Raw genomic sequence first — 24,539 nt, forward strand, 5'->3', positions numbered from 1 at the left:
TCCATCTCCGCTGCCGCCAGGCCACGCCTTGACGGCCGCAAGCACGGCGTCATGCTACCCTCAGCGATCGGGCGAATCTAATGGTTGCTACGAGATCGCCTGTGCGGCCCGAGATCCCGGATGCGCGCTAAGCGCGCTCCGGGATGACGCGCTTTCGCGCGTCACTTCTCCCGGAAGGCCCGCATCAGCTGGTCGTGCAGCGGCTTCATCAGGTAGGACAGCATGGTGCGGTCGCCGGTCTGGACGAAGGCTTCCACGGGCATGCCGGGGATGATCTTGACGTCACCGAGGCGGGCAATCTCCTCCGGCGGCATCGAGACGCGGATGGTGTAGTAGCTCTGGCCGGTGCGCTGCTCGGTGGTGACGTCGGGCGAGACGCGGCTGACGACGCCGTTGAGCTCGGGCGTGGTGCGCTGGTTGAAGGCGGACAGACGCAGCAACGTCTTCTGGCCGATCTGGAGCTTGTCGATGTCGACCGGATTGACCTTGGCCTCGACTTGAAGATCGTCGGCCTGCGGCACGATCAGCATCAATGTGTCGCCGGCGGTGACGACGCCGCCGACGGTGTGCACGGTCGATTGCAGCACCATACCGTCCTGCGGCGCGCGGATGTCGACGCGGCGGAGCTGGTCCTCGGCGGCGACCTTGCGCTCGATCAGCTCTCCGATCTTGTCGTTGGTCTCGCGCAGATCCTTGGAGACCTCGCTGACCATGTCCTTGTCGACCTGGATGATCTGGAGCTCGGTCTCGGTGATCTTGCCCTTGGCCTGGGCGCGCGAGGCGATGTACTGCGCACGCTCGCCGTTGAGGCGGGCACTGTCGCGCTCGAGCTGGGTCAGTCGCGAGATCTGCACCAGACGCTTGTCGTAGAGATCGCGCACGCCGGTGAGCTCGTTCTGGACCAGCGCGATCTCCTTGTCCTTGGCCGTCTCCTGCGCGGACAGGCCCTCGATTTCCTCGTTGAGCTGCAGGACGCGCTCGCGGAGCTGCGCCTTCTGGCCGGCGCGGCCGTTGACGCGGACGTCAAACAGCTTGGTCTCAGCGGAAATCAGCGCCTTGACATCGGGATCGCTGCTGCGATCGAGCAGGGATTGCGGAAACTCGATCTTGTCGAGACCGCGCTGCTCGGCCTGGAGCCGGGCGGTGCGCGCCAGCGCGGCATCGAGGTTCTTGGTGACGATGGCGAGGTTCGCCCTGGTCACGGTATCGTCGAGCTTCACCACGATGTCGCCGGCCTTGACCAAGTCGCCGTCGTGGGCGCGCAGCTCGCCGACCACGCCGCCGGTCGGGTGCTGCACCTTCTTGACGTTGGATTCGACCACGATCTGGCCCGGCGCGATCAACGCGCCCGAGATCAGCACCGTCGATGCCCAGCCGCCGAGGCCGACGACGAGGACCAGCACGATGCCGAGGCCGAGCATCAGGTGAAACGTGATGGAATCACGCACGGTCTTCTTGGCGGGCTTCGTACCGCCGATCGCCATCGTGCTCATGACTTTATGCTCATGACTTGGCCACTCCGCCTTCACTGACGACCTTGATCGGTGCCGGCGGCGTCACCCGTGGCTGGAGCACCTGGGCGAGCACCTGCTCCTTCGGGCCGAACGCCTGCATGCGACCGTCGCGCAGCACCAGGATCTGGTCGACCGCCTCGACGCCGATGGGGCGATGCGCCACCACGACGACGATGGCGCCGCGCTCGCGGGCGGCGCGGATGGCGCGGGTCAACGCCTCGTCGCCTTCGGTATCGAGATTGGAATTGGGCTCGTCGAGCACGATCAGGAACGGGCTCCCGTACAGCGCGCGCGCCAGCGCCACGCGCTGCGCCTGTCCTGCGGACAGCGCTGTGCCCTGCTCGCCGACCTGCGTGTTGTAGCCCTCGCGCATCTTGATGATCATCTCGTGCACGCCGGCCTCCTTGGCGGCGGCGATGATGCCGTCGGAGGTGGCCTCGGGATCGAACCGGCTGATGTTCTGCGCGATGGTGCCGCCGAACAGCTCGACGTCCTGCGGCAGATAGCCGATGTGGCGGCCGAGCACGTCGCTTGACCATTGGTCGAGCGCCGCGCCGTCGAGCCGCACCTTGCCACGCACCGGCTGCCAGACGCCGACGAGCGCGCGGATCAGCGAGGATTTGCCGGAGCCGCTAGGCCCGATCACGCCGAGACCGTTGCCGGCGGCGAGCGCGAAGGTGACATCCTGCACGATGAGGCGCTGATCGCCCGGCGGCACCATGGCGATGCCCTCGACCGAGAGACGGCCGGTCGGCGCCTGCAGCTGGGTCGGCATCGTCTGCGCCGGCATCTGCTCCAGAAGGCGCGTGAGGCGCTGCCAGCTCTGACGGGCCGCGACGAAGGACTTCCAGTGCGCAATCGCAAGATCGACCGGCGCCAGCGCGCGGGCGGAGAGGATCGAGCCGGCGATGATGATGCCCGCGGTCGCCTCCTGGTGGATGACGAGATAGGCGCCGACGGCTAGCACCGCCGATTGCAGCATCATGCGCAGCACTTTTGCGACCGCGCCGAGACCGCCGGCGACGTCGCTCGCACGCTGGTTGCCGTCGAGATATTTTTCGTTGGCCTCGCTCCAGCGCTGGTTCATCCGGCCGGTCATGCCCATCGCCACCATCACCTCGGCGTTGCGGCGGCTGGACTGGGCGAGATCGTTGCGCTGCGCGGCAAGGCCCATCGCCTCTTTCGCCGGCTGGCGGGACATGAATTCGGTGACCAGCGTCAAGCCCACCAGGATGATGGCGCCGACCAGAGCGGTCACCCCGATCAGGACGTGGAAGGCGAAGCAGATGGCGAGGTAGAGCGGCAGCCAGGGCAGGTCGAAGAACGCGCTCGGGCCCATGCCGCCGAGGAAGGAGCGGACATTGTCGAGGTCGCGCAGCGGCTGCAGGCCCTCGTTGCGGCTCCCGACCAGCAGCGGCAGGCGCACGATGGTGTCGAACACGCGCTTGTTGAGGGCATCATCGAGCGAGGTTCCGATCCTCCCCAGGATCCGGTTGCGGATCATGTCGAGCACGCCCTGCGCCATGTAGAGGAAGCAGGCGAGGATAATGAGGCCGACCAGGGTTGGAACGCTGCGGCTCGGCAGCACCCGGTCGTAGACCTCCAGCATGAAGATCGACCCGGTCAGATAGAGCAGGTTGATCACGCAGCTCATCAGGCCGACGCCGACGAACGCCGTGCGACAGGCGCGCAGCGCGTCAGCGAGCTCTGAACGGCGAGCGCCGGGTACGGCTGCCATCAGTCTGATCTCTTTCGGGTATGGGGCAGGGCCCCTGATTTCAAAGGCAATTTCAGGAGTAATTGACCCGGATTAACATCGCGTTCTCGCCCCTTCGTCAACGCGGTTGAATCAATCCGAACCCCTGGTGGCCACATCTACCCCGGCAGGCCCCGCGCGCAAGCCCGGAATCGCACAGGCTTGCGGCTTTTTCTTGCGGACCTGACGCCTTTCCCAAGACAAGGAAGGCGCCAGGTTCCGACGGCTTTCGCCGCTAGAGCCGCCCGCCGCCGCGCACCAGGCGCACCACCAGCAGCAGGATGACGGCGCCGATGGCGGAATAGATGATCTCCGAGACCAGCCCGATGCCGAGATGGATGCCGAGCCGCGGGAACAGGAAGCTGGCGACGAAGGCGCCGGCGATGCCAACCACGATGTCGCCGATGATGCCGAACCCACTTCCGCGGACCACCTTGCCCGCAAGCCAGCCGGCGACCAGGCCGACGAACAGGATGACGATGAGGCTTTGGCCAGAAATGTACATAAGTTGAAGTCCCTCTCCGTGACGGGCGTATGGAACCGGAACCGGGATGAATGGGGTCTGAATGCCCTTTGCAGGCCCTACCCTGCCCGTCACGACAAAGAATGTCGAAAACAACCCCATGCACAGTAGAGGTGCGCCTGGCCGGAATGCGGGCGGCAAACTGTGACAAGTCGGTGTTGTCGTAGGGGAATTTTGAAGTAAGGAGCAAACTGCTCTTAACCTCTCTCCGCCTGCGGGGAGAGGTCGGATCGCCCCCGGCGATGCGAAGCATCGTCCGGCGCGATCCGGGTGAGGGGGTACAGGTCTCTCGGCGACCTCCCGTGGGAAGAGAGGCCCCTCACCCCAACCCTCTCAGCGCGAGCGAAGCTCGTCGCGGCCCCGTAAGAACGGGGCGAGGGAGCGCACCGCCCTACGTCGCCACCACCGGCTCTGCCAGCACGCACCGCGCCGCCCGGCCCGGTCCGACCTCCACATTCGCCGGCAATTGCTCGAGGCAGCGCGGCTGCGCCACGGCGCAGCGGGGGGCGAAGGAGCAGTTGTGGGGCTTCTCGGCCAGCGAGGGCGGCGTGCCGGGGATGGTCTCCAGCCGTGCTCCGCGCTTCGCTCCGTGGATGGTCGAAGCGAGCAGGCCCTTGGCGTAGGGATGCACGGGGGTGCGGACGATGTCGCGCAGGCTGCCCTGCTCCACGATCTGGCCGGCATACATCACCGCGACGCGGTCGCAGATCTCGATGGCAACGCCGATGTCGTGGGTGACGAAGATGACGGACATGCCGAACTCGCGCTGCAATTCGCGCAGCAGCAAGAGGATCTGGATCTGCACGGTGGCATCGAGCGCCGTGGTCGGCTCGTCCGCCAGCAGGATCTTCGGACGGCAGGCGAGTGCGAGGGCGATCATCGCGCGCTGGCGCATGCCGCCGGACATCTCGTGCGGATAGGCATCGAGCCGTCGCTTGGCCGAGGGGATGCGCACGACCTCGAGCATCTCCAGCGCCCGCGCCCTGCCCTCCGCAAAACTCTTGCCTTCATGGCGGACCACGCTTTCGGCGATCTGCGCGCCGATGGTGTAGACCGGATCGAGCGCGAGCGCGGGCTCCTGGAAGATCATCGAGACGGTCTGGCCGCGGAACGACGACAGCTGCTCGTCATTCATGGCGAGCACGTCCTGTCCCATCACGTTGACGGTGCCCGAAATCTGCGTGCGCTTCTTCGGCAACAGCCGCATCAGGGCACGCAGGGTCACGCTCTTGCCCGAACCGGATTCGCCGAGCAGACCGAGCACCTCACTATTGCCGAGCGAGAGACTGAGATCGTTCACGGCATAGACCGTGCGCTCGCCGGTGAAGCGGATGTTGAGGCCTGAGATCTCGACGAGTTTTGTCATGACGGCAGTTTGGGTATCCGGTCGTGATAGTCGGTGGCGCGCTGGAAGGCGGCGCCGATGGTGAGCAGGGTCGCTTCATCGAAGGAGCGGCCGATCAGCTGCATGCCGACAGGCAGGCCGCTTTTGGTGAAGCCGGAGGGAATGGTCAGCGACGGCAGGCCCAAGAAGTTCACGGGACGGGTGAACAGCGTCAGCCGCTGCAACAGCGCCGGCGCGTTCGGGCCGCCGCCGACATCGCTCTCCTCAATCGAGGGCGCCGGCACCGGGGATGCCGGCGCGATCACCGCGTCGACGCCCGCGGTCGCCGCATTGTGCTCGGCAAGCGCCGGCCCACGCCAGCGCATCGCTTCCAGATAGGTGATGGCGGGAACGGCCAGGCCGTTCTGAAGGCGCATCAATGTCTGCGCGCCGTAATCCTGCGAACGCTCGATCAGCCAGCGCTTGTGGAAGGCGGCGGCTTCAGCGGCCAGCACGAGCTGGCTCGCCGCCTGCAATTGCCGCTGGTCCGGCAGCTCGACCTTGACGATGTCGGCGCCCTCGCGCTTGAGCACCGCAATGGTCTCGTCGAGCACGCGCGCGACCTCGCTGTCGAGATCGTCGACATAGTAGGTCGCGGGCACGCCGATCTTGAGGCCGTTCAGGGATCCCTTGGTCGCGGCGACGTAGTCCGAGAGAGGCTCGCGGCTCGCGGTCGGATCCTCCGGATCCGGGCCGGCCGTCAACGCCAGCAGCAACGCGCAATCCTCCGCGGTGCGCGCGAGCGGGCCGACCGTGTCGAGCGATTGCGACAGCGGCATGGCGCCGGCGCGGCTGACGCGGCTCCAGGTGGTCTTGAGCCCCGTGACGCCGCAGAAATGCGAGGGCATGCGGATCGAGCCGCCGGTGTCGGAGCCGAGCGCGGCATAGGTCAGGCGCGCGGCGACCGCCGAGCCGGAGCCCGAGGACGAGCCGCCGGTGATGTGCGCCACGTTCCAGGGATTGCGCACCGGACCATAATGGCTGTTGTGCCCGGTCGCACCATAGGCGAACTCAGCGAGGTGCAGCGTGCCGAGGCGGATCTGGCCGGCGTCCTTCAGCCGCTGCAGCGCCGTGGACGTCGTCGTCGCGACGAAATCGCGGCGGATCAGCGAGCCGCAGGTCGCAACGTGGCCGGCGTCGTAATACATGTCCTTGTGCGCGAGCGGCACACCATGCAGCGGGCCGCGGACGTTGCCCTTGGCGAGCTCGGCATCGGCGGCCTCGGCCGCCTTCAGCGCGGCCTCCGCTTCGATCGACATGAAGGCGTTGAGATGCGGCTGCCATTGCGCGATGCGGTGCAGCAGCGCACGCGTCACCTCATGCGAGGACAGCTGCTTCATCGCGATCGCACGCGCGACCTCGGTGAGCGTCATCAAGGCAGGTTCAAGGCTCATTTCGACACCTTCGCGACTTGCGCGACCACGTAGGACGCCGGCTCGAGGTCGAAGGGCAACGTGCCGGCGATCGCGGCAAAGCCCTCGAAGGCGGGCCCAATGGAGTTGGAGATGCGCGTTGCGATCTCATCGTCCACGGGAATGCCCGAGACTTGCGCGATGGGCTTGATCTCTTTTGGTGTCGGTCTTGTCATGCTGTTTCCCCTGCGGGCGCGCGGCTGTGGCCTGAACCCGGAATCGCCATGTAGCACGCGGCCTTGTGGCCCATTGTATCGACGGCGGTGAGCTTTGGTGCGGCATTTGCGCAGAGCGGCTCCGCAAACGCGCAGCGGGTGTGGAAGCGACAACCCGGAGGCGGGTCGATCGGATTGGGCGGATCGCCCGTGATCGGCGGCTTCTCGGTACGCCTGTCAGGATCGGACGACGGCATCGCGGCGAGCAGCGCCCGCGTATAGGGATGCGCGGGGTTATCCCAGACCTGGTCGACCGGGCCCAGCTCGACGACCTCGCCGAGATACATCACCAGCACGCGGTCACTGATGTAGCGGACCACGTTGAGGTCGTGGCTGATGAAGAGATAGGTCAGGCCGAATTCGCGCTTGAGATCGGCGAGCAAATTGAGCACCTGCGCCTCGACGGACTTGTCGAGCGCGGAGACGGCCTCATCCAGGATCACCAGCCGCGGCGACAGCGCCAGCGCGCGGGCGATGTTGACGCGCTGGCGCTGGCCGCCGGAGATCTCATGCGGATAGCGGTTGGCGAAGTTTTCGGGGCGCAGGCCGACCTTGCCGAGCAGTTCGCGGGCGAGCGCCCGCGCCGCGCCATCGGCCATGCCGTGGACCTTCGGACCGAAGGCGATGGATTCCTCGATTGTGAGGCGCGGATTGAGCGAGGCGTAGGAGTCCTGGAACACCATCTGCATGCCGCGGCGCAGCTCGCGCAGCGACATGGACCGGCCGACGGTCATGCCGTCATAGATGATGTCGCCATCATCGCGCGGCATCAGATGCATCAGGAGGCGCGCGGTGGTGGACTTGCCGCAGCCGGATTCGCCGACGATGCCGACCGTCTCGCCCTTGGCGACGGAGAAGGAGACATTGTCGACGGCACGCACGGTGCGCTTGGCAGCGAACAGCCCGCCCCGAACCGGGAAATGTTTTGTCAGGCCGTTGACCTGAAGCAGCGGCTGCGCGACGCCGCCGCGGTCCTCGACCTGCTCCAGCATGGCGATAGAGGTATTGGGTTCGCTCATGGCCTAGTTCCTGATGTCCATGGCGCTGCGCAGGCCGTCCGAGAGGAGATTGAAGCAGATCGAGACCGCGAAGATCATTGCACCGGGCAAGGCTGCGACCCAGGGGTTGACGTAGATCGCGGTGCGCAGGGTGTTGAGCATCAGGCCCCATTCCGGCTCCGGCGGTTTGGTGCCGAGGCCGAGGAAGGAGAGACCGGCCGCCAGGATCATCGAGACCGAGATCAGGCTGGTGGCATAGACGAAGATCGCGCCCAGCACGTTGCCGAGGATATGCACGCGCATGATGGTGAAGGCGCCGGCACCGGAGGCACGTGCGGCTTCGACAAAGTCCATGTTGCGCACGCCTGTGGTGACGCTTTCTGCGACGCGGGTGATCTGCGGCACGAACACGATGGTGAGCGCCACGATGGAGTTGAGGATGCCGGCGCCGAGCGCGCCGGAGATCGCGATGGCCAGCAGCACGGACGGGAAGGCGTAGAACACGTCCACCGTGCGCATGATCGCCGTGTTGAGCTTGCCGCCGACATAGCCGGCAATGATGCCGAGGGAGGTGCCGAGGCAGAAGGCGAGGATGACCGGCAGGATGCCGATGACCAGCGACAGCCGACCGCCATAGATCAGCCGCGCCAGCATGTCGCGGCCGAGCTCGTCGGTGCCGAGCGGATAACCTGTCGTGCCGATGTGACGGAGGCGACGGATCATCGAGCCCTTGTAGGGGTCTTCGAGACCGAGCCATGGCGCGAGAATCGCGGAAAGGAAGATCAGCAGCAGCACCAGCGCGCAGGCCATGCTGACCTTGTCCCGCATGATGCGGCGGCCGACGGTCGCCCAATAACCGCGCGCCTTGGTGGCGGGCGCGGCCTGAAGCGCGGCGTCGGCGATGGCGGACAACGGAAGCTCGCTCATTCCGCTAGCCCCGCTTGATGCGCGGGTCGATCGCGGCTTGCGCGATGTCGACCAGCAGGTTGAGGAAGACGAAGAACAGCGCCAGGATCAGGATCGTGCCCTGCAGCAGCGGCAGGTCGCGCTGGAAGATCGCCGAGTTGAGCAGGAAGCCCGAGCCCGGCCAGGAGAACACGGTCTCGATCAGGATCGAGCCGCCGAGCATGTAGCCGAGCTGAAGCCCCATCACCGCGAGCGCGGTGGGCGCGGCGTTCTTGATGACGTGGCGGAACACGCCGGTTTCGCGCAGGCCTTTTGCGCGCAGTGCTTCGACGAAGTCCTGGCTGAGGATATCGCCGGTGAGCGCGCGCACCGTGCGGGTGATGATGCCCATCGGGATCACCGAGGTCGTGATCGCCGGCAGCACGAGATATTGCAGGTGCGCCCAATCCCAGGCCCAGGAGTTGGAGCCGCTGGGGCCGGCGCCGACCGCGGGCAGCCAGTTCAGCTGGACCGAGAAGATGATGACGAGCAGCATGCCGAGCCAGTAGTGCGGCACCGACACGCCGGCGATGGCAAAGGAGGTCGCGACCTTGTCGATCCAGGTTTCGCGGAAATAGCCGGCGATCAGGCCGAGCAGGATGCCCATGGTGAAGCCGATGATTGCCGCCGCAATCGCGAGCGTGACGGTGTTGCCGACCGCGCGCATGACTTCGGCCAGCACGGGGCGTCCCGTCGCGATGGAATTGCCGAGGTCGCCATGAAGGGCGCGGAGCAACCACAGCCCGAACTGCACCGGCAGCGGGCGATCAAAACCATAGGCGGCGCGCAGCTGCGCCGCGAGCTCCTGCGAGGCATCGGCCGGAAGCACGGCGACGAGCGGATCGCCCGGCGTGATGTGCACGAGCAGAAAGCACACCAGCGCCACGCTGATGACGATCGGGACGACATAGACAATGCGTCTGGCGGTATAGGCGAGCACGTTGTTTCTTTTTTCTTCCCTTCTCCCCTTGCGGGAGAAGGTGGCGCGCAAGCGCCGGATGAGGGGTTCTATCCGCGGACGAAACTTTTCCAATCGAAGGGTCCGCATCCGCGGAGAGAGACCCCTCACCCGGCTTCGCTTCGCGAAGCCACCCTCTCCCGCATCCGCCTTCGCCAAGGCTTCGGCGGACAGGAGGGGAGAGGGTGCACCGAGTTGTGGCGCGAGCTACTGCATCGACACCGGCGAGAAGTCGATGAACCAGCTCTTCGGCTGCACGACGCCTGTGACCTTCGGGCTCATGGCGCGCGGGCCGACGTCGTGGGCGACGTAGAGGAAGGCGGCGTCATCGACCGAGGCCGCGTGCAGCTCGGCGAGCGCGGCGTCGCGCGCGGCGGGATCGAACGTCTGGCGCGCCTTCTTCACCAGCTCGTCGAACTTGGGATCGTTGATGAAGCCCCAATTGTTCGAGACCGGCGGCGCCATGCTCGACTGCAGGAAGCGCACCAGCGCGAAGAACGGATCCATCGCCGCATAGGTGACGTTGGTCGCGTTCGAGCCGTTGGCCGAGGGGTCCTTGGCGCCGCGGCGCCAGTTGGTGAACAGCGTGTTCCACTCGATGACGTCGAGCTTCACGTCGAAATAGCATTCGGCGAGCGCCTGCTGCAGATATTCGTTCATCGGCAGCGGCTGCATCTGGCCCGAGCCGGAGGCCGAGGTCTGGATCTTGACCGCAAGCTTCTTGGCTGGACCGAAACCGGCCTCCTGCATCAGCTTTTGCGCGGCCGCCTTGTCATACTTGATCTGGAAGCTCGGCTTGCCGCGCCAGGGATGGCCGGGCTCGAAGGTGCCGGTGGCGGGCACCATCAGGCCGGCGAGCAGGCCGTCCCTGAGGCCTTCGCGATCGACGCAAAGGTTCGCCGCCTTGCGCACGCGGATGTCATTCCAGGGCGAGCCCTCGACGCGCGAGAACTGCCACGGCCAGACATGCGGCTGCTCGTTGGCGTAGAGCTTGAAGCCACGCTGCTTCAGCTCGGGCAGCGCGTCCGGCGCCGGTGCTTCGACCCAATCGACCTGCCCGGACAGCAGCGCTGCGGTGCGCGCATTCGGTTCCGGCATCGGCAGGAGCACCATCTTATCGACCTTGGGCACACGCGCCTTGTCCCAATAGTTCGCGTTCTTGACCAGCTCGAGCCGTTCGCGCGGCGTGAAGCTCGCCATCTTCCACGGGCCGGTGCCCGAGGCGTCCTTGGCGAACGCGGTCCAGGCGGCCTGCGACTTCGCCTTGGCGTCGGCGCCTTCCGCCTTGTCGTAGAAGGCCTGCCATTTCGCCGGGCTCGCCATGAACAAATTGGTGAGATTGATCGGCAGGAAGCTGTCGGGCTCCTTGGTGGTGAGCTCGACGGTCATGTCGTCGATCTTCTTCGCGGAGGCCAGCGTCGGCATGCGCGAGGCCGTGACGCCGACCTGGCTGGCGTCGAATTGCGGCGCGTCCTGCTTCAGCACCTTCTCGACATTCCAGACGACGGCGTCGGCATTGAACGGCGAGCCGTCATGGAAGGTCACGCCGGAGCGCAGCTTGAAGGTCCATTTGGTCTTGTCGGCGTCGTCGACCTTCCACTCGGTGGCAAGGCCGGGGATCACCACGCTCGGTTTGTCGGCAGAGGACAGATCCCAGCCGGTCAGCGCGTCATACATGGTGAGGCCGGTGAAGCGGTTGCCTTCAAAACCCTGGTCGGGCTGGCCGAGGGTGCGCGGAATATCGGCAGCAGTCATGCCAATCCGCAGCACAGTTTCCGCAGCTACCACGCGCGGCCATGCGGCCGCGCTGCCAAGCGCCAAGAGCGCGATCAGCGCCGCTCGTGTTTTCTTGTTCTTGATAAGCATCGCCTCGATCCTTCTTCGGCTTTCGATGATTAATTTTGATGCAATCGTATGCAATGGCTATGCCAAGGAGAAACTTATTCTGCAAATTGCCCCTGCGACGACAAGTCCTTGTGATCGATTGAAGACAAAGCAGCCCGACTGCCTATTCTGGCATCAAGATTGCAAGTTTGGCCCCCAGATCCTCCCTGGAGCTTTGGGCCATGCGTATTCGTCTATCGACCTGTCTCGCCGTGCTTGCGCTGGCAGTTTCCGCAATCTCGGCGCGCGCTGAAACGGTGGTGCGCTACGGCATCTCGATGGCGGATATTCCGCTGACGACGGGCCAGCCCGATCGCGGCGCCGGCGCCTATCAGTTCACGGCCTACACGATCTACGATCCGCTGGTCGCCTGGGAGATGGACGTCGCCGACCGCCCCGGCAAGCTGGTGCCGGGCCTCGCCACCGAATGGAAAGTGGACGATGCCGACAAAACGAAGTGGCGCTTCACCCTTCGCAAGGGCGTGAAGTTTCACGACGGCAGCGAGTTCAACGCCGACGCGGTGATCTGGAATCTCGACAAGGTGCTCAACGACAAGGCGCCGCAATTCGACAAGCGGCAGAGCGCGCAGGTAAAGACCCGCCTCCCCTCCGTCGCCAGCTACGCCAAGATCGACGACTTCACGGTGGAGATCACCACCAAGACGGTCGATTCCTTCTTCCCCTATCAGATGCTGTGGTTCCTGGTCTCGAGCCCGGCGCAGTATGAAAAGCTCGGCAAGGACTGGGACAAGTTCGCCAGCCAGCCCTCCGGCACCGGCCCGTTCAAGTTGACGAAACTGGTGCCGCGCGAGCTCGCCGAGCTCAGCAAGAATCCGGACTACTGGAACAAGAAGCGCATTCCGAAGGTCGACAAGATCGTGCTGGTGCCGATGCCGGAAGCGCTGACGCGCACCAACGCGCTGCTCGCCGGACAAGTGGACCTGATCGAAACGCCGGCGCCGGATGCCGTGCCGCAGCTGAAAGCGGCCGGCATGAAGCTGGTCGACAACGTCACCCCGCATGTCTGGAATTATCACCTCAGCGTGCTGCCGGGCTCGCCCTGGACCGACATCCGCCTGCGCAAGGCGCTGAACCTCGCGATCAACCGTGACGAAGTCGTCGGCCTGATGAACGGCCTCGCCAAGCCCGCCAAGGGCCAGGTCGACCCGACGAGCCCATGGTTCGGCAAGCCGAGCTTCGAGCTGAAATATGATCTGGCTGCAGCCAAGAAGCTGGTGGAGGAAGCGGGCTATTCGAAAGCAAAACCGCTGAAGACCACCTTCATCATCGCGCAGGGCGGCACCGGCCAGATGCTGTCGCTGCCGATGAACGAATTCCTGCAGCAGAGCTTCAAGGAGATCGGCATCGACATCGACTTCAAGGTGGTCGAGCTCGAGACGCTCTATACGCATTGGCGCAAGGGCGCCGCCGACGAGATGAATGCCGGCATCACCGCCAACAACATCGCCTATGTCACCTCGGACCCGCTCTACGCCATCGTCCGCTTCTTCCACTCCGGCCAGATCGCGCCGGTCGGCGTCAACTGGGGCGGCTACAAGAACCCGAAGGTCGACGCGCTGATCGACGAGGCCAAGCAGACCTTCGACAGCGCCAAGCAGGATGAGTTGCTCGCCCAGGCCCATGCGCTGATCGTCGACGACGCCGTGCTGGTCTGGGTCGTCCACGACACCAACCCGCATGCGCTGTCGCCGAAGATCAAGCAGTTCGTGCAGGCGCAGCACTGGTTCCAGGATCTGACGACGATCGGAGTGGAGTGAGGGGCGGCTACGCGCCGCTGTCGTAAGGTGGGCAAAGCGACTTGTCCGCCGTAGCTCGAAGAGCGAAGGCGGAAGCGTGCCCGCCATGATGCGACGTCAGAGAAGACGTGGGCACGGCGCTGACGCGCCTTTGCCCACCCTGCGAGAGCCGGTGTTGGGCGCTGGACGTCGCGTCAAATACCGCTGTCGTCCCGGGCAAGCGTAAGCGCAGACCCGGGACCCATAACCACAGGGAGAAATTTGGCGAAGGCTCGCGGCTGCCGATCTCGCCACACAACCCCTCCCTGGGGTTATGGGTCCCGGATCGGCGCGCGCTTTGGGCGCGCTTGTCCGGGACGACGACGAGTGTGTGACGGCTACTTTGTCAGCAGCGCATACGCCCCGGTCCAGTCCTCCGGCGGCGGATTGATCTGGAATTCCTTGATCCTCGCCTCGTAGAGCTTGAACAGCTTTTCCAGCGTGTCGGCGTCTTCGCTGCGGCGGCCGCGCTCGATCGCATTCAGTGCGCCCTGCCAGTCGCGATTGCGATAGCAGCCGAGCATCTCGATGGTGATGTTGCGCAGGCGCTGGAAGGCGGCCGAATGCATCACGTCCTCGCGGCCGGCGATGGCGTAGATCACTTCCGGCTCGGTCTTGCCCTTGACCATGATGAAGTCGAGCTCGAGGATCGCGAACTTGTCCTTGGCCGCGAGCGCCGTCCTGGAGCCGACGATGATCGGGAAGCCGTATTCCTTGGTCTGCCCTTCGAGGCGCGAGGCCAGGTTCACGCTGTCGCCGAGCACCGAATAGTTCTTCTTGAGGTCGGAGCCCATGTTGCCGACCACGCCGATGCCGGTGTTGAGGCCGATGCCGACATTGAGCGGGATGTAGACATGGCCGCCGTCGGCGGCCTCCTGCTCGCGCCCCTTGTTGACCTCGTCGATCTTCTCGAGCATCCGGATCGCGGCTTCGCAGGCGTTGACCTCGTGCTCGGCATCGTCGAGCGGCGCGTTCCAGAACGCCATGATGGCGTCGCCCATGTATTTGTCGATGTAGCCCTTCCGCTCGATTATGACGTCGGTCAGCGGCGTCAGGAAGCGGTTCATCAGCGCGATCAGCCCTTGCGGATCCTGCTTGTAGCTTTCCGAGATCGTGGTGAAGCCGCGCACGTCGGAGAACATGATCGTCATCTCGCGCTCCTCGCCGCCGAGCACGAGCTTTTCCGGCGACTGCGCCAGTTGCTCGACCAGCACCGGCGACATGTATTGCGCGAACATGCCGCGGATCTGCACGCGCTGGCGCTGCTCGCGCACGAAGCTGGCGAAGATCAGCGTCAGGTAGATCGCGGTGGTCGAGAGCAGCGGATAGGTGAAGTCGATGAGTTGGCGGTACTGCGCGTAGAAGAACCAGGACGTGCCGACCAGGATCGCGGCGAACATCGCACCGGCCAGCACGAGGCGGACGGGGCCGAGATTGGGCGTGAAGATGATGACGAGCAGGCCGATGAACAGCGCGGCGAGCAGCTCGACACCGAGCGCATAGTTCGGCTGCGAGATTATCGCGCCGCTGAGCACGCTCTCCAGCACCTGAGCGTGGATCTCGACACCCGGCATGGCCCGGGATACCGGCGTGGTCTTGATGTCGTTCAGGCCGACCGCGGAGGTGCCGATCAGCACGAGCTTGCCGGCAATCTTGCTGGGCGACACCGTGTTGTCGAGCACTTCGGCGGCGGAGACGTAGATCGAGGGGTCATAGCGGGCGTAGTGCACCCAGAGCTGGCCGTTCCTGTCGGTCGGGATCTCGACGCCCTTGAGGCGGATGGCCCGCACGCCGGACTTGTCGGTCCGGACCAGCAGCGTCGGCGTACTGGTGATGACCCGCAGGATCTCCAGGCTGAGCGAGGGCATGATGTTGCCTTGTGCGCGCATCACCATCGGCACGCGGCGGATCAGGCCGTCGCGCTCGGTCCTGATCGTGAACAGGCCGCGACCGGCGGCGACCTTCTCGATCACGGGCACGTTACGCAACAGGCCGGGGAACTCGAACAGAAACTTCTCGGCATTCTCCTCGCCGACCGTCGCCACCCCTGTGAAGGGAAGCGTTTTGTCGATCTCCGACGTGATCTGCGACTGCCCGGTCTCGCCCAGCACCACGCGCGAGCGCCTGATCGCATCCGACAGTATCTGGTCGTTGGTCGGTAGCTCGCGCAGCTTGGCGCGGGTGGCGTCGTCCAGATAGCGCATCTGGCCGGCAACGAGATCCGGATTGAGCCGGTCGGCTTCCGAGAACACCATGTCGAAGCCGATCGCAACCGCGCCGTTGCTGCTGAGGCTCTGGATCAGGTCGGCGATCCGCGTCCGCGGCCATGGCCACTGGCCGAACTTGGCGAGGCTCCTGTCGTCGACGTCGACGATGGTGACCGGCCGCGCCGCCTTGTGGCGCGGATCGATCAATTGAAACATGTCGAAGGTGCGCAGCCGCAATTCCTGGATCGGCGGCGGGTCCCAAAGGCGGGCGCAGGCGAACACGATCAGCAGCGCAAGGCACATCAGCCGCGCAAAGCCGAACTTTTGCGCAAACCACCGCCGCAAGATCTTGAGACGCCTCATGCTGGTCGAGTTTCCCGCAGTCCGCCTTCGGCCGGTATCGGGCCGAGAATACGCAATCGGCTATGCCTTTGATACTGGAATCCGCCGCGGACGAGGCGCCGCCGCCGAACCTCAGGCGTGGTTTGCAACGATGAAATCGCTGGCGTGCAGGCTGCTCGCGACGAGATTCTTCAGCAGGATCGACTGGTGATCGTCGAGCGTGACCAGCGCGCCACCCGCCTGCTGCGTGATGACGATGTCGCTGAAGGACTTGATGCTGGCGAACTCGCGCAGGTCGATCTTGTCCTGGCCCAGATCGAAATCGACGATCGTGCTCTGAACCGGAAGCGCCGAACTCGTGAAGGCGAACTGGTCCTGTCCGCTGGTCCCGACAAGGGTCGGCCCCGTGGGCGGATCGACGACCAGCGTGCCGCCGTTACCGTCGCTGACGAACTCGAAGCTGTCGATGCTGTAGCTGCCGGCGAACTTGATGGTCGCGGTTTCGGTGCCGTCGCTCAGCGTCAGCACGCCGCCGAGATGGTCGGCGTTCTCGGTCCAGGTCACCCCGGTCAGGTGCGTGAAGTCGATGTCCTTGAGGTCGAGCAGGTCCGAATTGGCGACGGTGCCGTCGCCGGCAAAGCCGTTGATGGTGCCGGTGAAATCGGCGGCGTGCTCGATCGCGAACGTGCCGGTGGTTCCGCTGTTGTTGGCGAAGGTCACGTCCTGCGACGAAGCCTCGCTGAGGTTCAGCACCGTGCCGCTCTCGATCGTCATGGGCGTGTCGGCGAGCGGATCGTAAACGGTGGTGCCGCCTTGACCGTCGCTCTGAAGGTGCCAGTTCAGGTCGTTACCGAGGAACGAGAGGGTGACGGTCGTCGTGCCGTTGTAGAAATCGACGGTCGTGATGTTCGTATCCGCGTTGTAGTCGGCGTGCGCCGACATCATCGTGGGCGTCCAGGCGAGGTCCTTCAGGTCGATCAGATTGTTGGACGAGAGCGGGGCTCCGGCTGGCGAGCCCGAGATCAGCCCGTGGAAATCCTTCGCGTGGTCCAGGATCAGGGTGCCGAGCCCGTTGTCGTAGTAGACCTTTATGCCCGAAACCGAACCCTCGATCTCCACGATGGCCTTGTTGGAGATCTCGATCGCGCCGGTGCCGCGGACGTTGCCCTTGATGTCGATTGTCGAGACGTCGTTTCCGGAGAACGGGCCCGCTTCGATCAGACCGTTGACGACGACGTCGCCTTTCACGGTGAATACTGTGAAGGGCTCGGTCTGCAGCTTCACACCCGAAGCGACGGTGAGATCGTGGATCGTGACGCTGGTCGTGCTGTCCACGGTGTAGGTGCCGGGCGCATCGAGCCTGACGTCGTAGCTGGCCCCCGGCACGCCGAGGCTCCAGTTCGACGCGACATTCCAGTCGCCGCTCGCACTATATTTCCAGTGATCGACCGGAGCGACCTCGACGATGGTGCCGCCGGCGTAGTCGCTGCTGGTGATGAAATGCGCGTCGCTGTAATTGCCGATCAGCTTGAGCGTGAAGCTGTGACCATGCGTGTCGCTCACGACGAGATTGCCGGTCTGGGCGTCGTAGACCGCCGTGCTCCCGCTGTCCCAGGTGAAGGTCGACAGGTCGATCTTCTCGTTGGCGGCGAAGCCGGCGATCGAGCCGCCGAAGGTCTCGGTGTCGATCTCGAGCTCGGCACCGGCACCCGCGAAGGTGATGGTCTGGGCCACCGCGTTCTTGATCTCGAGCGTCGCGCCGGCGTCGATCGTGACCGAGCCGGAGCCGGACAGCGAGCCGAACAGCGTCAGCGTGCCGGTGTGGACCTCGATGGAGTGGTTGTTGGTGATGGTGCCCGTGATCGACGCCGTGCCCCAGCTTTCGATCTCGTTCGTATTGGTGATGCCCGGCCCGGCCACGGAGATCGAGGCGCCGTTGAGCAGATCGATCTCGCCGCCGTTGACGATCGAGGACACATTGCCGAAGACGCTGGTGCCGGCGACGGTCCAGATGCCGCCGGCGTTGTTGTAGAAGGTCGCGCTCGCGACCGAGATATTGCCGTTGATATGGCCGCTATTGTTGATGGTGATGGCGCCGCCGGTCTCGACGATCGCATAGGTCGTCGCGGTCACGTTCGAGGCGGCGGCCGGCCCGATCGTACCGAAATTGTCGATCGTCGCCGAGCCGGTGGCGTTTTCCTGGATGAAGATCGCCGCATGACCGGCCGCACCCACGATCGAGCCCGAGGCGCTGTTCGTAATATGTGTCGAGCCGGTCGCGACCGGATCGCCGGCCGCATCGGCGTCGTTCTGCGTGACGCTGATGCCGACGAGGCTCGTACCGGTGATGCTGCCATGATTGACGATGGTGACGTCGCCGACACCGTTCTGGGTGACGCCGATGCCGTTGGTCGCGCCCGTGAGCTTGCCGGTCAGCGTGAGCGCAACGTTGGCATTCGTCCCCTCCGACACCGTGAAGTCAAGCGCGTCGCCAGCCGACGCGGCGATGTCGGCGTCGCCGGTGACGGTGAATGTGCCGTCCGCCGCCGCCTCGCCCGCGATGGTTCCGGTGAAATACTGGCCGGCAACCTTGTCGAGTTGCAGCGTGCCGGTGCCGCCGGCGAATGTGACCGTCTGCGCATCGGCGCCGCCGAGCTCGAGCGTCGCGCCATCGTCGATGCTGAGCGTGCCGGCGCCGGTGATGCCGCCGGCAAGGTTGAGCGTGCCGGCCTGAACTTCGATGGTGCCGCCGGTGTTGGTGACGCCGGCCGTGATGGTGTTGGAGCCCAAGACGCTGTAGAGATTGCCGGCATTGCTCAGGCTGCCGCCGTTGATCGACACGTTGGTCAGATAGAGCTTCGATGTGCCGCCAACCGAGATCGTCCCGCCGGTATTGGCGATGATGGCGGCCGTCAGCTTCAGCGTGCCGCCGGTCACCGCCTCGATCAGGCCGTGATTGGTGATGGCGTGGATCGTGGCCGGATCGATCGTCAGCGTGCCGCCAGTGACGGTGATCGTGCCGGTGTTGGTGATATCGGCATTGTCGATCGCGCTGGTGCCGGTCGATTCCAGCGTTCCCGCGATCGTCACCGTGCCGCCGTCGATGACTGCACCGACGAGATCGAGCGTCGAGCCGAGGGTAACCGAAACCGCGCCGGTCCCGTTGGTCACCGTCGTCGCGATCAGTTTCAGCGTGCCGCCGTTGATCGCGGCCAGCGTGCCGCTGTTGGTGACGGCCTGGTGGTCGATGTCGAGTTCGGCGCCCTTGGCCCGAAGCGTGCCGGCATTGGCGATGCTGGCCGGGGTCATGGTGGCGAGCGTCAGCACGCCGCCGATCGCCTCGATCAGGCCGTTGTTGGTGATGGAGGCGTCGGTGATCGTGGTCGCGCCGGTCGATTCCAGCGCGCCCTGGACGATGAGCGCGCCGCCGGTCACGCCCACGCCCGACAGCGTCAGCGTCTTGCCCGCATCGACCGTGACGGCGCCATGATTGGCGATCGCTGCACCAGCAACGGTCGCATCGCCCAACGTCAGGGTGATGCCGCTCTCGACCGTGACGGCGCCATTGCTGAGCGTCGCGTTACCGTCGATCTTGCTGTTGCCGGTGACGTCGATCGTACCGCCGAGCGCGCCGCTGTAATTGTCGATAGCGCCGCCGGAAATCTCCGTGCCGGACAGCGTCAGCGTCCGGCCGTCGTCGACTGCGATCGTGCCGGTGTTGGCCACGACGTCGTTGAGCAGCGTCGCTGCGCCCGCGATCTCCAGCGTGCCGGTGTTGGTGACCGCGCCGCCTTTGATCCTGGCGCCGTCCTTGAGCTTGACGGTGCCGCCGAGCACGATGCTGGAATTATCGGTGATATCGGTGCCGGATACCGTGATGCCGTCGAGCGTCAGCTCTGCATCGACGGTGACCGTGCTGATGCTGAGCGTCGCCCCGCCGTCGATGCGGCTGGCGCCGGCGACCTCGATCGTGCCCGCACCCATGATCGCGCCGCCGCTGATCGTGGCGTCGTCCAGAGTCAGCGTGGCATTGCCAATGATGACGACGATGCCGCTCGAATTGTCGACCGTCGAGCCCAGATCGATCGCCAGCGCGCCGCCGGCCACCACTTCAATGCGGCCGGCATTGGTGACGGTCTCCTCGCTCAGCGCATTGCCGGCACCGCTGACACTAAAGAGGGCATCATTGTTAAAGAGGGCACCATTGTTCAGGATGCCGCCGCTCAGGACGGCGCCGCCGTGGAGATCGATCTCACCATTGTTGGTGATCGTGCCGGCGCCCTGAAGACCCGCGTTGAAGACGGGGCCCCCCTCGCCGTTCCCGGTGCCGATCACCTCACCGGCACCGCCGATCGTCGCGTTGTTGACGACCAGCCTGCCGGAGGCGTCGATGGTGATCTGGCCGGCATTGGTGACGCTGGAGCCCTGATGGATCGTCAGCCAGCCATTTGCCAGCACCTCGATCACACCGCTCGACGTGTTGTCGACGGTCTCGCCGGCGAACCCGACGAAGCCTCCCTTGACGTTGATCGTGCCGGAATTATTCAGCGTGCCGTTCTCGATGTGGCTGACGCCGTCGAGCTCCAGCGTGCCGAGAATGGTGACGGTGCCGCCGTCGACCGTCGTGCCATCGACGATCAACGTCGCGCCGGCATCGGTCTTCAGCGTGCCGCCGGCATTGTGGACCTCGGCCAGCGTCTTCAGCGTGCCGCCGAACAGTTCGAGCGTGCCGGAATTGGTGATCGTGGTGCCGACGGCGAAATCGCCACCGGCCTTGAGCGTCAGGTGCCCGGCGTTGGTGAATACGCTGGTGTCCAGGATCTCGGCCAGGCCGCCGACCGACGTCGTGCCGGTCGCGGCGTTCGTGAAGATCGAGTCCGCGCCCATGTCGAGCGAGCCCGCGATGGTCAGCGAGCTCTGGTTGATCAGCTGCGGCGGCGGACCGCCGAAATCATTCATCGTGACCGACTTGGCATAGGCCGGCGCGTCGATCGTGGCCGGGAAAGACGGCGTCAGGCCGTGCAATTGATCGGTGATGACGATGACGTCGTCGTCGATGGTCGGAACGGTGCCGGTCGCCCAGTTCGCCGCGTCTTTCCAGAAGCCGCCGGAGGGAGCGCCTTCCTTCTCGGTCGCGATCCACACCACGGCGGGCGCATCGGTACCGGTGATCGTGACGGTGATGGTCTGTTGCGCGGTCGCGCCTTGCGCGTCCGTGACCGTCACGGTGTAGACCAGCGTCAGCACCTCGCCCCTCGGAATGAAGTCGGCGAGGTAGACCGGAAGGTCGGCCAGCGACCAGTTGATGGTGCCGGTGCCATCGCCGGTGCTGTCGGCCCCCGACGCGATCGCGACCGACATCGCGCTCTGGAACGCCGCGAGCGGGCCCGGCGGAACAGTGCTGCCATCAGGCAGGCTCGCGCTCGTCAGCGCCACCGACACCGTATGCGTGTCGGTCAGATCGACGTCGGCGAAGCTCAGCGTGCCCGAGGTCGCCTCATCGCTGATGAGCGGGCCGCCCGGCACGCTGGTGCCGCCTTCGAAAGTGATGGTCGGAACGCTGCTGGTGATCACCGGCTTGTCGTTGGTGCCCGTGATCGTGATGGTGATCGGGATGAACCTGGATTCGGGATTGACTTCGAAATTGGTGTCGACGCGGACCATGTAGGTCAGCGTCAGCGTTTCGCCGGCCGCGAGGAAATCGAACACGTTGTCGGGGATCGTGTAGGTCCAGACCGCCGAGCCGTTGTTGTTGTTGCCGCCGTCGGGGGCCACGCTGATCTGGATCAGCGTCGCCGCGATGTCCTGCTTCTGGAGAGCGCTGAGCGAGCCGGTGACGTCCTGCTGGCCGGCGCTCTTGTAGACGTAGTTCGGAGCCTCGGCGAGGCTTATGCTCACCGTCGGCCGGTCGCCGAGATTCTGATCGACGAAGGTGATCCGGCCGGAGATCGTATCGGAATGCGTGGTGTCGCCGGTGGTGCCCGCGCGCTCGCTCAGCGAGAACGCCGTGTTCACGTTGCCGCTGAGATCGAGGCTCCGCACCAGCGGCTGGCCGGGAATACGGGTCGCAGGCGACGTGGATTCGCCTGGCCCTTCCGGTCCTGCATGATTGAGGTTCGTGAAGGTCGCGATCGCGACGTCGCCCGACCCCGACTTGAACACGATATCCTGGGTGCCCGGCGTGATCGTGTCGGTGAAGTTCGTCAGCTTGGTGTTGCTGTTGTTGTCGGTGAACTTCAGCGTGAACACGTCCGTGATCAGCTTCTGCACGTCCGGCGACATCAGCGCGTTGCTGATCGAGACGTTGCCGCCGCTGATCTGGATCATCTGGCCGGCCTGGTTGACCGTCGCGATCGGCAGCAGCGTGATCTTGTCGAACAGGATGTAGGAGCCCGTGGTGCCGTTCGGCTCGACCAGCACCTGGAAGCTCGCCTGCGGCTGCGGGTCGCCGCCGCCGGCGGGAACGACGAAGTTGATCTGGGTCAGCACCGCGGTGCCGCGGATGCCCATGGTCGCGACCGGCGTGTCGACCTTCATGTCGCCGTGCTTGGCGGTTTCGCCGGCGACAAAGGTGATGGTGCCTGCCACCAGGCTGAGCAGCGAGGAGTTGTTCGACCCGTTGGGGTCGTAGACCATCTCGTTCAGCACCATCCGCGCATTGGAGGACAGGCCGAACACGGTGCCGTCGATGAAGGTGATGCCGAGCGTCGAATCCGCGCCGGTCGACACCACGTCGCCCTTCTCGACATTGTCGCCGTTGTTGAGGACGACCGAAACGCCGTTGCGGATCGCGGTCGCGCTGCCGGAGAGCTTGGTGACGTGGCCGATGACCTGGGCCGCAGCAGTGCCCGGCACGGCCTGGGCAACCTGAACGTGGCCCGTCAGCGCATTGACGACGTCGCCGGTCAGGTGGGCGCCATCGGACGAGGCGAGAGCGGCACGCTTGTCGCCCCTGAAATAATCGTGAACGACGAAGTCGCGCCCCTCATGGGACAGCACGAGATCGAGACCTGAGCGCTTGAACTCGCCGTTGAAGATCAGGTTCGGGTCGGGAACAACGACAGCCCCATCGGGCACGTGACCGTGCGCCTTGGCGGTAAAGGAATCCACATGGACATAGGCAGGCGAGTGGGAACCTTCGCCGTGGAAGGGAATCGCGGCGTCAAATTTGCCAGCGTAATTCAACGGGGCACCGTAAAAGGGTTAATAATTATGAAAGTATCGACCGCCTAAGCTTGCTTAGCATTACCAGTTCCTTAGCGAAACCATCTATTGCTTGTGTGATTTCGCATCACTTGGCCTGGCGGGCGCCCGGGAAACAGCGCTTCCGGCAAGGAAGCGAAGTAATACCTGCAGTATTCTGAAGTCGAATCCGGCTTTTTTGCGAACATTTCCAAGCATCCAAAGTAACCTGCTGTATAGATCCGACAGCAGATACTCTTGTCACCTTTTCTGCGGGGTTCCCCGCGACATCCTGCGGCAATTCCGGAGCTAAATCTGTGACCTAACTAACAGACCCCGTGAAATCGCGGGCTTGTTAGCCATAGGAGGCAGAATCGGCAGCTCCACAACCAGAGCCTGTAATTCGCTCTATTTCGCGACCGCCGGTCATCTCCTAGCGGCCGATTCGTAGAATTTTACGCAATTTGGGCAGGCCTGTTTCAGCCTGTCCCACGGTTTCGGGACCCCTGCAGGGCGCGTTAAGCAGAACAAAACGGCCCGTCTCGCACTATCTCCGCGAAAGCAACAAAGCCCGGCACGTCGAGGTCGAGAAAAACCTGGGCGAAGCCGGAAGGGGATGTCAGATGGAGACCGCTGCTCGCTCGCGCGCCTGGCGCGCAATCCTTGTCCTGTGCGGACTGGTCCTGCTCGGATCGGCAGCCGAGCTTCGCGCCGGCACGCTGCTGTCGCCGGGCGCCGGCGTCCTCGTGCGCAAATCCGCCGAGCCGTTCGGCGTGTTTGCCTTCGCGATCTCGTCCGGCGGACTGCAGCAGAAATGGTCCGCGCTGAAGTCCAGGCTCGACGACGACATGGTGCAGCTCGCGCTGTGCGACGGCGACCGCGACAATTGCGCGTCGCCCGCAGCCCTCAAGCTGCTCGCCATCGTCGACCAGGCCCGTGCCCGCGACGGCCGCGCCCGGCTGGGCGAAACCAACCGCGCCATCAATCTCGCCATCCACGCCGCCAATGACGGTAACGACGACGTCTGGAGCTCGCCGCTTGCGACCTTCGCGCGCGGCGCCGGCGATTGCGAGGACTATGCCATCGCCAAGCTGGCTGCGCTGCGGCTTGCGGGCGTTGCTACCGAGGACCTTCGCATCGTCGTGGTGCGTGACGTCAGGGCCGGCGAAGACCACGCGGTTGTGGCCGCAAAGCTCGACGGCCACTGGCTGATGCTCGACAACCGCCGCATGGCGATGGTCGAGGACGAGGCTGCGCGCAGCTACCAGCCGCTGTTCGTGCTCTACCAGTCGGCCGTGATGAAATATGTCGACGAGCCGGTGCGGCTGTCGATGGCGCCCGCCGAGGCGCACTGATCCTCTCGTAGCCCGGATCCAACCACCCGCCAAAAACCCATTCCACCGCGCGATCCGGGACGCTAGCA

At 65.0% G+C, this 24,539-nt stretch carries 14 protein-coding genes; 2 read left to right on the plus strand and 12 right to left on the minus strand.

Features of this window, described 5'->3' with window-relative positions:
• Positions 1-161: 161 nt before the first annotated feature.
• The 10 genes from GGD63_RS26195 to GGD63_RS26240 all read right to left on the minus strand — a co-directional run bounded on the left by GGD63_RS26195 (position 162) and on the right by GGD63_RS26240 (position 11,571).
• On the minus strand, positions 162-1,493 hold the full coding sequence (locus GGD63_RS26195) for an HlyD family type I secretion periplasmic adaptor subunit (RefSeq protein WP_183246048.1): 1,332 nt from the start codon (positions 1,491-1,493) through the stop codon (positions 162-164).
• A 10-nt stretch (positions 1,494-1,503) separates the two neighbouring features.
• Positions 1,504-3,252, minus strand: coding sequence for a type I secretion system permease/ATPase (locus GGD63_RS26200; RefSeq protein WP_183246049.1), 1,749 nt, complete (start codon positions 3,250-3,252; stop codon positions 1,504-1,506).
• A gap of 253 nt (positions 3,253-3,505) precedes the next feature.
• Positions 3,506-3,775, minus strand: a complete 270-nt coding sequence (locus GGD63_RS26205; RefSeq protein WP_183246050.1) for a GlsB/YeaQ/YmgE family stress response membrane protein — start codon at positions 3,773-3,775, stop codon at positions 3,506-3,508.
• 409 nt (positions 3,776-4,184) lie between these two features.
• On the minus strand, positions 4,185-5,159 hold the full coding sequence (locus tag GGD63_RS26210; RefSeq protein WP_183246051.1) for an ABC transporter ATP-binding protein: 975 nt from the start codon (positions 5,157-5,159) through the stop codon (positions 4,185-4,187).
• Complete coding sequence (locus GGD63_RS26215; protein ID WP_183246052.1) at positions 5,156-6,571, minus strand: amidase; 1,416 nt, start codon at positions 6,569-6,571, stop codon at positions 5,156-5,158. The genes GGD63_RS26210 and GGD63_RS26215 overlap by 4 nt, the downstream gene beginning before the upstream one ends.
• Complete coding sequence (locus GGD63_RS26220; protein WP_183246053.1) at positions 6,568-6,765, minus strand: hypothetical protein; 198 nt, start codon at positions 6,763-6,765, stop codon at positions 6,568-6,570. The genes GGD63_RS26215 and GGD63_RS26220 overlap by 4 nt, the downstream gene beginning before the upstream one ends.
• Entirely contained in the window at positions 6,762-7,823 is a 1,062-nt protein-coding gene (locus tag GGD63_RS26225) for an ABC transporter ATP-binding protein (protein WP_183246054.1), read from the minus strand. Before GGD63_RS26225 ends, GGD63_RS26220 begins: the two co-directional genes overlap by 4 nt.
• A gap of 3 nt (positions 7,824-7,826) precedes the next feature.
• Positions 7,827-8,729 carry an ABC transporter permease gene (locus tag GGD63_RS26230; protein WP_183246055.1) on the minus strand — a complete coding sequence of 301 codons (903 nt, stop codon included), beginning with the start codon at positions 8,727-8,729 and terminating at the stop codon, positions 7,827-7,829.
• Between the two features lie 4 nt (positions 8,730-8,733).
• Entirely contained in the window at positions 8,734-9,687 is a 954-nt protein-coding gene (locus tag GGD63_RS26235; RefSeq protein WP_183246056.1) for an ABC transporter permease, read from the minus strand.
• Between the two features lie 225 nt (positions 9,688-9,912).
• Positions 9,913-11,571: an ABC transporter substrate-binding protein gene (locus tag GGD63_RS26240; RefSeq protein ID WP_183246057.1), complete on the minus strand. Its 1,659-nt coding sequence runs from the start codon at positions 11,569-11,571 to the stop codon at positions 9,913-9,915.
• 200 nt (positions 11,572-11,771) lie between these two features.
• Here GGD63_RS26240 and GGD63_RS26245 point away from each other — a divergent pair, with 200 nt between their 5' ends.
• Positions 11,772-13,367: an ABC transporter substrate-binding protein gene (locus tag GGD63_RS26245; RefSeq protein WP_183246058.1), complete on the plus strand. Its 1,596-nt coding sequence runs from the start codon at positions 11,772-11,774 to the stop codon at positions 13,365-13,367.
• Between the two features lie 356 nt (positions 13,368-13,723).
• Here GGD63_RS26245 and GGD63_RS26250 read toward each other — a convergent pair whose 3' ends face one another.
• Positions 13,724-15,955: a CHASE2 domain-containing protein gene (locus GGD63_RS26250; protein WP_183246059.1), complete on the minus strand. Its 2,232-nt coding sequence runs from the start codon at positions 15,953-15,955 to the stop codon at positions 13,724-13,726.
• A 111-nt stretch (positions 15,956-16,066) separates the two neighbouring features.
• Positions 16,067-23,119, minus strand: coding sequence for a FecR domain-containing protein (locus tag GGD63_RS26255; RefSeq protein ID WP_183246060.1), 7,053 nt, complete (start codon positions 23,117-23,119; stop codon positions 16,067-16,069).
• Positions 23,120-23,739: 620 nt separating this feature from the next.
• Between GGD63_RS26255 and GGD63_RS26260 the strand changes: the two genes are divergently transcribed.
• The gene (locus tag GGD63_RS26260) at positions 23,740-24,471 is read left to right on the plus strand and encodes a transglutaminase-like cysteine peptidase (protein WP_183246061.1); all 732 of its coding nucleotides are present in this window, start codon (positions 23,740-23,742) and stop codon (positions 24,469-24,471) included.
• Positions 24,472-24,539 lie beyond the last annotated feature (68 nt).

Source organism: Bradyrhizobium sp. cir1 (assembly GCF_014198245.1).
Lineage (GTDB): Bacteria > Pseudomonadota > Alphaproteobacteria > Rhizobiales > Xanthobacteraceae > Bradyrhizobium.